General features: G+C 32.2%; 17 protein-coding genes and 1 pseudogene. All 18 read right to left on the reverse strand.

Translation table 11 applies throughout. The features are described 5' to 3' along the window. Positions 1 to 576: 576 nt before the first annotated feature. Positions 577 to 1,050, reverse strand: a complete 474-nt coding sequence (locus tag FNJ88_RS14420) for a transposase (protein ID WP_317132178.1) — start codon at positions 1,048 to 1,050, stop codon at positions 577 to 579. After that, positions 939 to 1,346 (reverse strand): hypothetical protein, encoded by a 408-nt coding sequence (locus FNJ88_RS14425; RefSeq protein WP_228414635.1) that lies wholly within the window; start codon positions 1,344 to 1,346, stop codon positions 939 to 941. The genes FNJ88_RS14420 and FNJ88_RS14425 overlap by 112 nt, the downstream gene beginning before the upstream one ends. Positions 1,347 to 1,520: 174 nt before the next feature. Then, positions 1,521 to 2,596 (reverse strand): annotated as a pseudogene (locus FNJ88_RS03995) (IS3 family transposase); the annotation flags it as partial. A 27-nt stretch (positions 2,597 to 2,623) separates the two neighbouring features. Then, a complete protein-coding gene (locus FNJ88_RS04000; RefSeq protein ID WP_143851856.1) occupies positions 2,624 to 3,154 on the reverse strand; it encodes a hypothetical protein in 531 nt (176 codons plus the stop codon). Next, positions 3,138 to 3,758 carry a hypothetical protein gene (locus tag FNJ88_RS04005; RefSeq protein WP_143851857.1) on the reverse strand — a complete coding sequence of 207 codons (621 nt, stop codon included), beginning with the start codon at positions 3,756 to 3,758 and terminating at the stop codon, positions 3,138 to 3,140. The genes FNJ88_RS04000 and FNJ88_RS04005 overlap by 17 nt, the downstream gene beginning before the upstream one ends. Beyond that, the gene (locus tag FNJ88_RS04010; RefSeq protein WP_143851858.1) at positions 3,742 to 4,362 is read right to left on the reverse strand and encodes a hypothetical protein; all 621 of its coding nucleotides are present in this window, start codon (positions 4,360 to 4,362) and stop codon (positions 3,742 to 3,744) included. The genes FNJ88_RS04005 and FNJ88_RS04010 overlap by 17 nt, the downstream gene beginning before the upstream one ends. Beyond that, positions 4,346 to 4,993: a hypothetical protein gene (locus tag FNJ88_RS04015; RefSeq protein WP_143851859.1), complete on the reverse strand. Its 648-nt coding sequence runs from the start codon at positions 4,991 to 4,993 to the stop codon at positions 4,346 to 4,348. The genes FNJ88_RS04010 and FNJ88_RS04015 overlap by 17 nt, the downstream gene beginning before the upstream one ends. Then, the gene (locus tag FNJ88_RS04020; protein ID WP_143851860.1) at positions 4,977 to 5,594 is read right to left on the reverse strand and encodes a hypothetical protein; all 618 of its coding nucleotides are present in this window, start codon (positions 5,592 to 5,594) and stop codon (positions 4,977 to 4,979) included. The genes FNJ88_RS04015 and FNJ88_RS04020 overlap by 17 nt, the downstream gene beginning before the upstream one ends. Next, complete coding sequence (locus FNJ88_RS04025; protein ID WP_143851861.1) at positions 5,578 to 6,183, reverse strand: hypothetical protein; 606 nt, start codon at positions 6,181 to 6,183, stop codon at positions 5,578 to 5,580. Before FNJ88_RS04025 ends, FNJ88_RS04020 begins: the two co-directional genes overlap by 17 nt. Further along, on the reverse strand, positions 6,180 to 7,304 hold the full coding sequence (locus tag FNJ88_RS04030; protein ID WP_143851862.1) for a PAAR-like protein: 1,125 nt from the start codon (positions 7,302 to 7,304) through the stop codon (positions 6,180 to 6,182). Before FNJ88_RS04030 ends, FNJ88_RS04025 begins: the two co-directional genes overlap by 4 nt. Before the next feature lie 2 nt (positions 7,305 to 7,306). Beyond that, positions 7,307 to 8,368: a LysM peptidoglycan-binding domain-containing protein gene (locus FNJ88_RS04035; protein WP_143851863.1), complete on the reverse strand. Its 1,062-nt coding sequence runs from the start codon at positions 8,366 to 8,368 to the stop codon at positions 7,307 to 7,309. A 4-nt stretch (positions 8,369 to 8,372) separates the two neighbouring features. Further along, the gene (locus FNJ88_RS04040; RefSeq protein ID WP_143851864.1) at positions 8,373 to 9,260 is read right to left on the reverse strand and encodes a phage baseplate assembly protein V; all 888 of its coding nucleotides are present in this window, start codon (positions 9,258 to 9,260) and stop codon (positions 8,373 to 8,375) included. A gap of 249 nt (positions 9,261 to 9,509) precedes the next feature. After that, positions 9,510 to 9,854, reverse strand: a complete 345-nt coding sequence (locus tag FNJ88_RS04045; protein WP_143851865.1) for a hypothetical protein — start codon at positions 9,852 to 9,854, stop codon at positions 9,510 to 9,512. 51 nt (positions 9,855 to 9,905) lie between these two features. Next, on the reverse strand, positions 9,906 to 10,211 hold the full coding sequence (locus tag FNJ88_RS04050) for an immunity protein Tsi6 family protein (RefSeq protein WP_143851866.1): 306 nt from the start codon (positions 10,209 to 10,211) through the stop codon (positions 9,906 to 9,908). A 139-nt stretch (positions 10,212 to 10,350) separates the two neighbouring features. Further along, on the reverse strand, positions 10,351 to 10,806 hold the full coding sequence (locus FNJ88_RS04055) for a tetratricopeptide repeat protein (RefSeq protein ID WP_143851867.1): 456 nt from the start codon (positions 10,804 to 10,806) through the stop codon (positions 10,351 to 10,353). A gap of 3 nt (positions 10,807 to 10,809) precedes the next feature. Next, positions 10,810 to 11,448, reverse strand: coding sequence for a hypothetical protein (locus tag FNJ88_RS04060; RefSeq protein WP_143851868.1), 639 nt, complete (start codon positions 11,446 to 11,448; stop codon positions 10,810 to 10,812). After that, positions 11,449 to 12,801, reverse strand: a complete 1,353-nt coding sequence (locus tag FNJ88_RS04065) for a PAAR-like protein (RefSeq protein WP_143851869.1) — start codon at positions 12,799 to 12,801, stop codon at positions 11,449 to 11,451. A gap of 4 nt (positions 12,802 to 12,805) precedes the next feature. Beyond that, positions 12,806 to 13,858 carry a hypothetical protein gene (locus tag FNJ88_RS04070; RefSeq protein WP_143851870.1) on the reverse strand — a complete coding sequence of 351 codons (1,053 nt, stop codon included), beginning with the start codon at positions 13,856 to 13,858 and terminating at the stop codon, positions 12,806 to 12,808.

Consider the following 13,858-nt stretch of genomic DNA (forward strand, 5'->3'; position numbering starts at 1 on the left):
ACTTTATTCAATTTTATAACTATTCTGATGGATGTCTTTATTGTAGATATTCCTAAAAAATCTTTACAAGAGTTATATAAAATAGAGTTTGAAAATAAAAACAAAAATGATTAAAACAAAAATCTATAGACTAGAGCTCCTATTTTTTATTTTTATTTTCTTATTTAGTTGTAGTGGACAACAGTTAAATGAGAACAACCAAGAATATAAAGATCAAAGAGACTTTGCATTCAAGGAATATATGACTTTACAAAAATTCGATTTAAAGAATTAAATGATAGCATTTTTAAAGCACATTATTCCGATTTTTTAAAATATGAAAAAAACTAAGTACATGACAAAAATTGCAAAACGTTGATATTTAATTTGTTAAATAGATCTAGTAAAATATTGTTCAAATAATTTAAACCATATTTGAAAACACTAAAGGCCTTCCTTTGGTGTTTTTTAACTTTTATGCATTTTATATTCGCATCAACATAGTCACCAATTTTGTAGCACCAAAGTAAGGCAATCATTACAATCATAAAGAGTTTTTCCAGTCTATTATGGTCTGTAACGTGAGTTTCCTCAAGATTAAACCCTTTTAAAAGTCTTAAATAGCGTCTCTATCTGCCATCTTTTCTTATAGTATTGCAAAGATTCCTCAGGTTTATTAAAGGATACTAAAATTAGATAATCTAATTTCCCTTCTCTATTATGACTTTTTAAACCAGATACATAGCATAAAACCCCATTAATTTTCACAATCTTCGGATGATGCCTGAATTCGCCTTTTTTCAAATTATTAAACAACCAAAAAACAGGTTTTTCTTCATTCTTATCAAAGCAAAAAACCTTGAAATTATTCCGCAAACGAATATAATACCTGATCTTATTTTTGTTCAAGAAATCTAACCAATGATGCCCAATAAACTCCCTGTCTGCCAGCAAACAATCTATACAATCTGTCCCGAACCAGCTGATAAATTGCTTAACCAGTTCAATCCTTTCTGCGGTGTCCGAATTGCCCCTTTTGTCCAGCATTTTAAACATGATTGGAATGGCCATGTTTTATAACAAATCCCAAGCATCAGAATATTGATATTAGCATGTCCAAATTTCCAATTCGTTCTATCCATAACCAATACCAGATCTTCTTTCTTGGGCAATATGTTGAATATAAAACAAGAAATTAATTTCATTGGCAAATCAAAATCTGCCATAAAACGTTGGATTCTTCTAAGTGAACTTTCAGCCTCTGACTCACTATCAAAAACATTTGCCAAAGCCATATAATTGACCGTTTTTATTTTGCACAAAGCCAAAATCATCATTGAGATGAATTTTAATCTGGCTTTGTTCATTTTCGTTTCAAAATTTTGTTCTAAAATTGAACTTAATTCTGTAATTTTGTAATCTCACCCATCTTAGGCACACTCAAAAGTAGAGTTTTTTGTTAATAATTTATTGTTGTCGTTGTTAAAATTTTGTTGGAATGTGGGAAACTCGTTGGCCTTTGCTTGGACAAGTTTTCCATATTTCAATAAAAAATCCCTTGGTGTGAGGTATTGCAATGATTTGTGAGGACGCTCATTGTTATACATCCACATCCAGATTTCCGAATAGTTTCTCATTTGCTTGATGTTCTCAAAAAGATAAACGTCTAAAAATTCTGTCCGAAAAGTTCGGTTGAATCTCTCCACCAGAGAGTTTTGCGTTGGTTTTCCGGGCTGAATATAATGAAGGACAATTTCATTCTTGCCACACCAATCTTTTAATTTTTCTGCAATGAACTCCGGACCGTTATCCACTCTTATTTTTTCAGGTTTTCCACGCCACTCAATTAATTGTTCCAATTGCGAGATTACTTTTGCAGAGGGCAAACTGCTGTCAATAGTGATGTTTAAAATCTCTCTGTTAAAATCGTCAATGATATTAAGGGTTCTCACGCTTTTACCGCATTCCAAAGTGTCGTGCATAAAATCCATACTCCAAGTAACATTAGGATAAATCGGGCGAAGTAAGGGCTCTTTAATCCTTGCTGGAAGGCGTTTTTTTCTTTTGCTTCTCAAATTCAGCTTCATGGATTTATAAATTCTGTAAACCCGTTTGTGATTCCATCCAAAACCCAAGTTTCTCAAACGGTGGTGCATCGTCCAAAACCCCCAGGTTTGGTACTGGTTTGCAAGCAAAACCAGTTCCTCCCGAATCTTGTCGTCTTCATTATTCGTCTTCTTTTTGTAGTAAAACACAGAACTGCATATGATAAAAAGTTTACACGCATTCCGAGTGCTTATTCCGTGTTCTGATTTGGAATAAACAACCAGTTCCCGCTTCTCAGAAGGTGTTAAAACTTTTTTGAAATCACATCTTTCATGACCACATTTTCCAGGGTAAGTTCCGCTACAATTTTTTTATACTGCGAAAGTTCCTTTTCCAGTTCCTTCATTTTCGAGAGTTGCTGCACATCCAATCCTCCGTATTTACTTTTCCACTTGTAAAATGTCGGCTGGCTGATGCCGTGTTCGCGGCAAATCTCATTTACTGTTTTTCCTTGATTTTGTTCAGATAAAATCTTGATGATCTGAACTTCTGAAAATTTACTGTTTTTCATAGTCTTCCAAATTTGAAAACTATATTTTTAAATGTTCTTGTTTTTGGGGAAGATTACACCATAATTAGCACGAGTGAAATTTCTTTTTGCGGTATTTTCCACTCTTCCTTTGTATCTTTGGCTCAAACGAGACCGGTCTTGTGCAGCAATTCGCCTAGCTTTAGTATTTAATTTCTGTTGTCTTTGCTGTTGTCGTCCATAATGCTTACTCTTTTTACCTTTACCATATTTATGTGCAGAGTTTTCTTGTTTAAACTGATCAATTTTCTTTTTTTCAAAATCATTCAGACGATTGGTGGCTTCTGTACTTCTATTGTTAACAATGACACTTACCTCCGCACCTTTTTCAATTGGATTCGTAGCTATTTTCCCATAATCATTTTCAGCAATTTTAATTTCTTCACTATCTTCGATATAGGCGTATATGTACTTTTCTACATCATTTCCTTGAAAAAATAATTTATTTACACCAAATATTAGTAGTGGTAAAATGACTAAACCTGCTAAAATGTATCCGATTGCGTAAGGAATCCCTAAATTTTTATTTATTTTTTTCAAACCTTTCTTTAAATTCTTCTTTGGACATTACATATTTTAAATGGACATAAACGCTATTTTCATATTCTTCATCTTTAATATCCCAATTGTCGTAGATTGTACTTTTACCATCAACACTTTGCGTAGAAAGTTCAATTGGTTTTTCATCGCCTACAACTTTAAAAACAGGAACAGGATTTGATTTTGTACCCATTCGTGGGTTTTCCATATCTTTTTTGTTTACAGTTATTATAAGCCCTAATTTACCAAAATGATTATAAAGAGCAGAATAAAAATTATCGGGTATATTTGCAATGCGCAATTGAAAATATTTATTATAATTTGATGAAAAAAAAGTTTTTGTTCTTATTTGAATCTTTCCACCTCGCTTTTTACTTAAAAAAGCTGTATATCTTTCATGATCAGAAATAACTTCATCGTCATTATTTATAAAAATTTTAATTTCTTCACTATCTTCGATATAGGCGTATATATACTTTTCTACATCATTTCCTTGAAAAAATAATTTATTCACTGCAAAAATTAACAATGGAAGTAAGACAACTCCTGCTAAAATATAACCTACTGCGTAGGGAAACCCTAAATTTCTATTTATTCTTTTCAAATCTTTCTTTAAATTCTTCTTTTGACATTACGTATTTTAGGTGTACGTAAACGCTGTTTTCGTATTCTTCATCATTAATATCCCAATTGTCGTAGATTGTACTTTTACCATCAACACTTTGCGTAGAAAGTTCAATTGGTTTTTCATCGCCTACAACTTTAAAAACAGGAACAGGATTTGATTTTGTACCCATTTGGGAATTTTCCATATCGTCTTTGTTCACAGTCATTATAAAGCCTGCTTTTTTAATATGATTTGAAAATGCAGCGTAAAAGTTATCTGAAACGTTTGCCATTCTGAGTTGAAAAAACTTTTTATATTTAGTTGAATAAAAGGTCTGAGTTCTCACATGAATAATACCACCATGTTTTTTCGCTAAAAAAGCAGTATATCTTTCATAGTCTCTATATGTCTGAGGTCGTTCATCAAATTTTACTTTAACTTGCATACTTTTTTGCAAATACGCATTCAAATAATTGTCTACATCATTACCTTTGAAAAAAAGTTTATTAGCACCGAATATTATTAGAGGTAAAATGACTAAACCCGCCAAGATATAACCTACTGCGTAGGGAATCCCTAAATTTCTATTTATTCTTTTCAAATCTTTCTTTAAATTCTTTTTTTGACATTACGTATTTTAAATGGACATAAACGCTATTTTCATATTCTGCTTCTGTGATGTCTAAATTCTCGTAAGTGGTTTTTCCGGTATTTGACGTGAAATCTATAAGTAATGGATTTTCGCCTACTACTTTAAAAACAGGTATGGGATTAGCTTTTGTACCCATTTTTGGGTTTTTCATGTCATCTTTATTAACTGTAAGAACTACATTTTTATTATTTATTACATTACTAAGATGGTAATTATCACCCATATTCGTAATTCTGATGACAAAAAATTTATTATATTCTTTAGCGTAAAAACCAATCTTATCTATGTAGATCTTCCCACCTCTTTTTGATAAATATGCAGTATATATTTCATGTCCAAATGTAAAACCTTTACCTTCAGCTATTGATTTAAAATCTTCTTTGCTTGAATTTGAATTTAAATCAATTTTCACTTTCAATTCTGTTGTGTTTTTTATATATTGATTTATATATTTTTCAACATCATTCCCTTGAAAATAAAATTTATTTACTGCAAAAATCAACAATGGAATTAGTACAACTCCTGCTAAAATATAACCTACTGCATAGGGAATCCCTAAATTTTTATTTATTTTTTTCAAATCTTTCTTTAAATTCTTCTTTGGTCATCACATATTTTAGGTACACGTAAAGGCTGTTTTCGTATTCTTTTTGGGTAATGTCATAATTATCGTAAATTGTACTCTTTCCATCTACACTTTGAGTGGGAATTTCAATTGGTTTTTCGTCACCTATTACCTTAAAAACAGGAATGGGATTTTCTTTTGTGCCCATTTTTGGATTGTGCATATCGTCTTTATTAACAGTTACGATAAATCCTATTTTCATTTTAATATGAATGGGAAAGGCATCAAAAAAACTACTTCGTCCAGTTTTAATTATTCTAAAATATTTTTTATATTGATTTGAATAGAATTTTTCAGACTCCAAATGAATTTTACCACCACCTTTTGATAAAAATGCTGTTCTAATTTCATAATTATATTCAATTTCTGCATCAGGATGTAAGTGAATTGGGATTTCTTCTGAATTATGCATAAAGGAATACATATGTTTTTCCGCTTCATTACCTTGAAAAAAAAACTTATTTACAGAAAAAATCGATAGAGGTAAAAGTACAAGGCCTGCTATTAAATAACCGAATGCATAAGGTATTGCTGAATTTCTATTTATTCTTTTCAAATCTTTCTTTAAATTCTTCTTTAGACATTACATATTTGAGGTGAACGTAAACGCTAAATTCATATTCCTGTTGGGTAATGTCATAATTTTCGTAGATGGTTTTTCCATTTTTATCATCATGCCATATACGAATTGGCTTCTCATCGCCAACTACTTTAAAAACAGGAATGGGATGTTTTTTTGTGCCCATTTTTGGGTCGTTAATATCATCTTTGTTAACGGTAATAATAAAATTTAATTTTTTTATATGATTATAAAAAGCAGTATAAAAATTATCGCTAATATTAGCCATTCTAAATTGGAAATATTTTTTTTGTGATTCGGAATAAAATGTATTAACTCTTATGTGAATTATTCCTCCATGCTTTCTTGCTAAAAATGCTGTATATCTTTCATAATCCATTTCAATTTCTTGCTCAGGAGAAATATGCATATTAATTTCTTCAGAATTACTTAAGTATAAATTTAAATGTTTCTCAACCTCGTTTCCTTCAAAAAAAAACTTATTTACTGTAAATAATAATAAAGGTAAGAGTACCAAACCTGCAATAATGTATCCTATTGCATAAGGAATTCCTAAATTTTTCATGCTTCTGTTGCTATAATTGATATACTGTTACTACCATCTTTTATATCTGATTGATCTGCTGTAAATACAGAATTTCCATGCATTCTATCCTCGTAAGAATTCGACCATTGGTCGATTCCAAAGTTGACCACACCTGCTGCCAGACCAATTCCCAACCCTTTCAGCATTCCTTTCCAAGGGGTGTTGTAAACACGGGATGCTGCGCCTTGGGCAATCCTAGCGTTAGCTGCTCCTGCGACATCTCCCGCGGCTTCTCTGGCTGCTGCCTGTTGCCCGAACTGTATCGCTTCCCGTTGAGCAGCCTGGTTAATTATTGTAGATTCCGCTACACCTTCTACAAAACCTCCTGGCAAGCCTAAGCCTGTATCTCTCAAGTGATCTTTTCCTGCATCTGCCGCTCTTCTACCAAAAGAATCCCTATCTTGGTTCGCCAATCTTTGCGCCTGTTCGGTACTTTCTGCATTATTGTAAGAATATATAGCCAACGGTGATGCAACTGCCAATGCTGCTGGTGTTGCAGAAGTAGCTCCTGTAATTAATCCCATTACAAACTGGCTCGTCATGTGCGCTGCAACTTCATTTTCATTGTTGCTAATGATCTGATCTGCGGCGCTTTGTGCTATTACAGGATCTACAATGATGGTTACTTTTCCACCTTTACTGCAGTTTAAAACTGAGCGGTTAAGCAATGCTTTTGCTCCGTCTATATTTACAGTATTATGAAGAAAAGACCACTCTGCATCTTTGGTTACATCACAATCATGTATAGTTTTATAAATTCCAATAACACCAGCTGATGCACTTACAAGTAATGTGCCTGCAACCGCTACTAAAAGTACAGCCAATGCGCCACCAGTCAAAACTGTACCAACAACTGCCAATACAACCAATGCCCCGATTGCAATTCCTAAACAGAGCGTTTGTAAACCTCCCCAAAATTTAGAGGCGTTTTTGCATTGAAAAGATTCGCTAATTTTTTTATCATTGCCATTAAGCAAAGGTGCAGTTTTTCCTGGATGAGTAACATAGGACGTTCGATCTCCCAATCCAATTTTGTTTGGACCCTTCTGCATTAATGTGCAGATGACATCAGTTGTTTCTGGTATATACGATTCTGCCATGGTTATTCTATTTTCCTTAGTTTGTAATCAATTAAAACTTGTACATTGTTTTTTACCTCTTCAATAATAGTAATGTCCGATTTATCAATCCACCGATCTGTGGTATTGATGGTGCAATGTTCCCTTACACTAAAATTGTATTCGGAAAATTGGTATTTAACTATTGGTCTGAATTTAGCTTCATACTGCTCATTTAAGAATACATTATCAATTCTACTTTTATCGATTTTACTTACTTTTCTTAGTTCAACACGATCTGGATCCTCTGCCAATATATCTTGAGTGAAATTTAAATTCACACCGTATCCATCAAAAAGTTGGGAATGATAAGTTTTAGAATAATCATCTAAGTAATTCTCATCAGTAAGATATTTATCAAAAAAAACATCAAAAAAAAGTTTAGTATTCAAATCATTGATTATATTTTGTTGACTACTAAATTGCAGATCATTTAATTCCAAAAAGTCTAGAATATCTTTATGGGCTTTCTTATCTCTCATAAAAGAAAAATCTCTTTCTAAAATTTTCTTCTTCTCATTCCATTTTTTACGAATTTGTTCAAAATTGACAATTTCTCCTATTTTTCCATTCCCTTTTAAAGATACCGTTACATCACACTTGATCATATCAATTTCCGAAACCATTTTAATAGCAAGTTCCAACTGTTTTTGATAGGCTTCTACAATATTCTCAATCATTTTGATTTTAACATACTGCACTCCATCATTTCGATACTTTTTTACTTCAAATTCTCTTTTAGTATCTGCGTGACTGTGAATAATGCCACTTAACTTCATTACAACGGTTTGCTCACACCTATATCGAGCTACTTGTGCCGATTCCTCAGCATCTAGGTGAATGGATGAGACCTGATTTATTTTAATAGGTTTTATTTCAACAAAAATATACTCCAAATGTAAAGGTAAATAATCTGAAGTTATAGATTGGGTGAAGGTGCTGCAAGAATTATGGAAGTTGATTAATTCCTCAATGCTTATATTCTGTTTTTCCGAAATAGATTTTAGGGTGTCCCCTTCTGTAATTTTGTATCTCTTTTTTTCCATTATCTTAATTAATATCTACTTGACTTCCGGTTATTTTTGTAGTTCCTTTAAACAAAGCTTCAGCACTTCCTGACCCTTTGATATGCACTTCTCCATCAGAGGAATTACAAACACTTTTTGTTCCTTTTATAGAAATGTTTAATCCTTCAATGTCTATACAACCGTCCTCATAAAGTGTAATAGAACTGCTACCTGTTTTAAACTTTATTTCTTTGTCACAGGTTATACTTACATTTCCCGCACTGTCCATCTTCAATACAGCGTTTGCGCCCCCGCCATCTTTAGAACCAATATTTATCGTATTGTTTGTCCCGACATTAATGGTGCGGTTTACGCCAATTTTTTCCGTATTGTTATTACTAACTTCGGTAGTGACATCTCCATCACCACTCAAAGTAACGTGATTTCCATTTTTATCCTTAATCTCAATCCCTGCGCCGTCATTTAAACAAATAACATTGCCGCTTTTACCACTGATACTTTTTATATTATTACCAGCACCGCCGCCACCGCCTACTTTGCCGTGGAACATCGATCCCATCACGAAAGGCCGGTCTGGTAATTGATGTTGAAATCCAACCATTACCTGATCTCCAACTTCGGGAATGGACATGAATCCTCTATTCGTACTCACTTTATCACCTCCTCCCGCATCTCGAGTCATCACGCGGATCCATTCTGTAATATTGTGCATTTGCCAGTCAAAACGAACCTGAATATGTCCCTGGTTTAAAGGATCGGAATTGGAGATAACCATTGCAGGGTTGAGACTCTGCGTTGGGAGAAATGAATTCTGGACGCGGTAGATAACCCGTATCTGCTGCGATGGCTTTGAAATTATCGTTGTAATATCCTTTTTGGCGTCTACTTCGTGCGTACATTCCGTGATCATCAGTTTGATAAAATAGGAAGTTTTGACACTGTCTTTTTTACGCACCTTAATATCTGCAATACATCCTGGATATAGATAAGGAATGGAAGTATTTCCGGTGGTGATAAAAACCCGTGTGGCTTCACTTCCAGCAGCGCCTTCCTGAGAGACATCTACATCACTTAGGTTTCCGTACGAATTGGTGCAACGCGTAGAGAAGTGGTTTTGTAGGTTTCTTTAGAGATCTTGTAAGTATTTATTCAGCCAATTTTAATCTAAAGTTTCATTCATAATATCAACTTTTCTCATCTCTGGAAAAACATTAACTTTATTTTCGTCAAAAATTTTAGTGATTATTAAAATACATTCATCAAAATCTGCAAATTGCTGATCATTAATCAAATCAGGAAGATTCGGGATATCCACTAACCATTTGTCATCAGTTTCCAAAACAAATTGGATCGTTTTGTCAGAATCATCAATGATTCCAAAGTAATTTTCCGTTTCAGAATTTAATGTTGAAAAAATCTCAAGAGCTTGAGAAACTGTTGCAGTTTGAGGATTATCGGAAGGAATTCCTTGTCTTGTTTTATAATTGTGAAAGAATATTTTCATTTATTTATGTTTTAAAAAAGATTTAATTTATGAATAAAGAAAAGAATGATATCAGGTTTTCAACTTATCTGGCAAATTTAAATATTTATAAGACATTCCGTAAACAAACATCAGATTATTACCATAAATTGTATAATCAAAATTCTTTGCAGCAATTGAACCAAAACTATATTTGTCAAAAAGTTCTTCTCTACTTATTGTTATTTCTTTATCTATAAGTCTAACTTTTAATATTTCCAATTGATTAAGTACTATTTGATAGAGTGGTATTTCTGGAAATTGAAGTGTTAGTTTCTCTGTCTGTTTAATACATTCATTAAAAACTTTTTTATAATTGTTTTTAGATTCTTCGTACATAATAAACATTTGTCCCGTGCTAAAAAAGCGATACACATTATTCGAAAAAAATAAGAAGTATTAGGATGTAAAATAATTTATAAGATCCATTCTCCGATCCTGCTGAACAAATTTGGTTTATTTGTTAAGGCTATTCTAGTTATCTACTTTGAATTTGTTTTAAAGAGTCTACAATTTCTATATTTCTTTTACTGTTAGGATTTCCAAATTTCACTCCTTCTTCAAGAAAAAATTGCGCTTTATCTAACTCTCTCGTCTGAAGGTAACAATAACCCAGAGAATTTAAGATTTTATTAAAATCCTCACTACTGTATGATTGTTTATTTTTGTAAGCCTTCTGAAGATTTAGTATTGCATTGTCATAATCTTTTAATTCTAAATAAGATGCTCCCAAACCCATAGAGACATCAGGATATTTAGTTTCGTCTACATGATTAAAAAAAAATATTGATGATTCGTAGTTCTTCTTTTCAAATGCAGTCCAGCCATCATTGTAGAATTGAGTGCTTGTATCAGTAAAGAGCGAATTTTTTGCAATAACTATAATAAGACCTACTGCAATAATCCCAATAATTATTTGTGTTGCTACCTTCATACTTTATATTAAAATATTTACAATATTTATAACCATTAAAACCCAAAAAATATAATCAATTTTAGAAAAATACGGTTTTTTAATGTTTTGAACGATTTCTACTACCTTTGTTCCCTTAATTAATTTAATGATTAAACCAGGAAGTATTAAAAACACTATAAATATCCACCAGCTATAGTTAAACTTCCATAAATCGAGTATTAACAGAAATTTATTAGAGTCGACCGATATATTTCTTAATCCAAAAAAAGGAATAGATTCTATTTCATTTAATTCCTCACCAAATAAATCTTTTCTGTGCTCAATTTCATTTTTTAAAATTCTTTTATAATCCTTTTCTCGAACATAAAAAGAAATATCCAACTTTCTATCTTTTTTATTGATATTCCATAACCAAGTATTTAGCCCTTCTAAAATACCAGGATATTTGCGGCTTATTCTTACATTATCTTTTACAAAATTATAAGTTACGGTGGTACTTCTCCTACTTGAATATACTGTGCTTTGGTTTTCTGCCTGCTTCCATGATATTTTTTTAATTTTAGAAAAATCAGTGAAAGTTATTAGAATTGTCAACGAAGCATAAGCTATCCAGAGATAAACTGAAAATAAATACAAAAAATCCAAGTTAAGTTTTTTCATTTAATCTTTTCCTGCTAAAACACTAATTTTTGCTCTTGCTTCAGATTCTTCATTTTGCAATGCATTTAATAAATCTTCAGCTTGATCCTTTAATATAAAATTAGTTATCCCTTTATAAGCATCTTGCAATAAGCCAATATATAGACCTCCTCCTTCTACTCCTTTTGTACTATTAAGCTGAGGTTTTCCAAAATTATCTTTTAATGCGTTAAGTGCCGAATTTAATGCAATGTTCCCAGATCCTTTAAGCGATAAATCATTTTTAGCATATTGAGAATTACTCGTTGTGGAAGTTCTTTCAATCTCTTGATATCTTCCCCCAAAATCTTCATCTATAACATTTTGGGTATTAACTGTGTTAGGGTTTTTTCCTTCTATTGCATTTGGCAAACGACCAATTTCATTTCTTGAAGTAACTCCATGTTCCTCTATATCATCTAAACGTACAGATGTTGTTCTATCTCTAGTAATATATTCAGAACTTCTGTTGCCAATTGTTTCCTTACCGACACCAGTAGCTCCACCAAGATCATTTGCATGTTCTTCTACACCTTTATTACCATCTGAATTTAATAAATTATGATTTTGAACTAGCTTCTCTGGATTAGTTTCGAATCCATCTACATAGTCTTTTATTGTATTTCCGTCACCTGTTGGAATTGTTGAATAAACCCCTCCTTTTGCTTGGTCAATTCCAAAACCTACACCATATGCAACACCTGTAGAAACGCCTATACCACCAAGATAATTCATTCCTGCTGCCCAACCGAACGTGGCAATAGTGCTTTTTACCGTTACAGCTGTAGATCCGATAGCAGCGAGAGCTGGATACAAAAGATAAGACAGTGCTACAACGCCAATTACATCAATTGCAGTTTTTCCTAAAGTAAGATCTGTAAACTCATTTGCTGCTTTTTCTGAATAAAGAATCATTACATTTCCTCCTAATAAACATGGAATTTGTGAGTTTTCTAATAGCGGCGCTTTTCCAGCCGTTGTCACATTTACATCGAAAGGCAACCATTCCTTCAATAGCATACCGCAAATCGAAGGAATTAACGATACACCTACTCCTGCAGCTGCACCTGCAGCTGCACACGCCGCCACTGCCAGCGCACCACCAGTAAGTATTGTACCAGCAACTAATGCAACACCTACCGCAGCACCAATTATAGCTCCAGCTAAAGCCATTTTCCCACAGATAAAATTACCTCCTGGTCTATCATCTACAGTAGCTTTTAAATGACTGCCAGCAATTGTTACACTACTTTGACTCGTAACTTTGATTTGTTGTTTCATCATTCCATTTGAACAAACTAACCAAGCTCCATCAGGTACATATAATTTACTCATTTTTTTAAATTAATTTTATTTCATGAGCAGTTAGGTAAATATATCTACTACTTGCCTGCTCCTTAATATTAGATTTACATAAAAGCATTTTTGCTTTGTCAATGTCATAATGATATTCTACAGACCAGGATAGTTTATAATTAAATTCTTCTTGTAAAAATTCCTTAAGCTTCACATCGTAAATGTTTTTCAAATGTCTATTATTGTCAATATTACCTTCTGAATAAAATTTTATTTTAGCAATATTATCTTTCTTTTCTATTTTTCTTTTTGTAGTAATATTTACTTTTTCACCATTGAAAACCTGAGAGTTATAATGCTTCTTTCCTAACTCTACAAAGTTACCGATATCACTATATTTCTGATATACTTCATTAAGAAACAAGTCATATAACAAACTATTTTTTAGCAGCGGTAAAGTATCTTTAAAATCTTTGTCGCCTCCTTCTAGTATATTTTTCTCTTCAAGAGTGTTCCCCATTTTTCCAACTAAATCTACTCTAAGACTTTTCCAGGAATTTTCTATCTCTTGCTGGTTATTGATACCGACTATTTTTCCTTTATTACTAAGTTCTAAATTAAGAAACTTTAGAGGCTTATTAAACCTTTGCATATATTCTGCAAATTGACGATAAATTGATTTTATATATCTTATATTATGTGATTTCTGTAAAATATGCGCATAAAAAACATTTCCATGTTTTTCTTTTTTAAAATTCCATAAAATTTCACTTTCAGAGTCAATTAAACTATTACCAGAGATTTGCATATCAACCTTTTGAAGGATTTTATAATTGGACTCATTTATTTCAAACTGTTCTAAGTTGAGGATGTTTTCAGATTCTTTTTGATTTTTATTTTCTCTCAAATTATTTTCCGAATCAGGTAATTTTATATGACTACTCCATAAGGGTAGTGAATTATCCTCCCTTATCCACTCGTGTGGTTTTGAATTGTTATTATGAAAATTTTTCAAAGTTGAAGTACTTAGGCCAAGTTGTTGAGCTATTAAAAGTAGTGTATCTCCTTCTTTTATATGATATCTATATAATTCCAA

This window comes from Chryseobacterium sp. SNU WT5, from assembly GCF_007362475.1.
Taxonomy (GTDB): domain Bacteria; phylum Bacteroidota; class Bacteroidia; order Flavobacteriales; family Weeksellaceae; genus Kaistella.

What these genes read in the sequence shown, in the direction of transcription:
- FNJ88_RS14425 (WP_228414635.1), bottom strand. Translation starts at nt 1,346, where the DNA reads ATGAACAAAGCCAGATTAAAATTCATCTCAATGATGATTTTGGCTTTG.
- FNJ88_RS04060 (WP_143851868.1), bottom strand. Translation starts at nt 11,448, where the DNA reads ATGAAAAAACTTAACTTGGATTTTTTGTATTTATTTTCAGTTTATCTC.
- FNJ88_RS04030 (WP_143851862.1), bottom strand. Translation starts at nt 7,304, where the DNA reads ATGGCAGAATCGTATATACCAGAAACAACTGATGTCATCTGCACATTA.
- FNJ88_RS14420 (WP_317132178.1), bottom strand. Translation starts at nt 1,050, where the DNA reads ATGGCCATTCCAATCATGTTTAAAATGCTGGACAAAAGGGGCAATTCG.
- FNJ88_RS04050 (WP_143851866.1), bottom strand. Translation starts at nt 10,211, where the DNA reads ATGTACGAAGAATCTAAAAACAATTATAAAAAAGTTTTTAATGAATGT.
- FNJ88_RS04040 (WP_143851864.1), bottom strand. Translation starts at nt 9,260, where the DNA reads ATGATCACGGAATGTACGCACGAAGTAGACGCCAAAAAGGATATTACA.
- FNJ88_RS04035 (WP_143851863.1), bottom strand. Translation starts at nt 8,368, where the DNA reads ATGGAAAAAAAGAGATACAAAATTACAGAAGGGGACACCCTAAAATCT.
- FNJ88_RS04045 (WP_143851865.1), bottom strand. Translation starts at nt 9,854, where the DNA reads ATGAAAATATTCTTTCACAATTATAAAACAAGACAAGGAATTCCTTCC.
- FNJ88_RS04025 (WP_143851861.1), bottom strand. Translation starts at nt 6,183, where the DNA reads ATGAAAAATTTAGGAATTCCTTATGCAATAGGATACATTATTGCAGGT.
- FNJ88_RS04065 (WP_143851869.1), bottom strand. Translation starts at nt 12,801, where the DNA reads ATGAGTAAATTATATGTACCTGATGGAGCTTGGTTAGTTTGTTCAAAT.
- FNJ88_RS04055 (WP_143851867.1), bottom strand. Translation starts at nt 10,806, where the DNA reads ATGAAGGTAGCAACACAAATAATTATTGGGATTATTGCAGTAGGTCTT.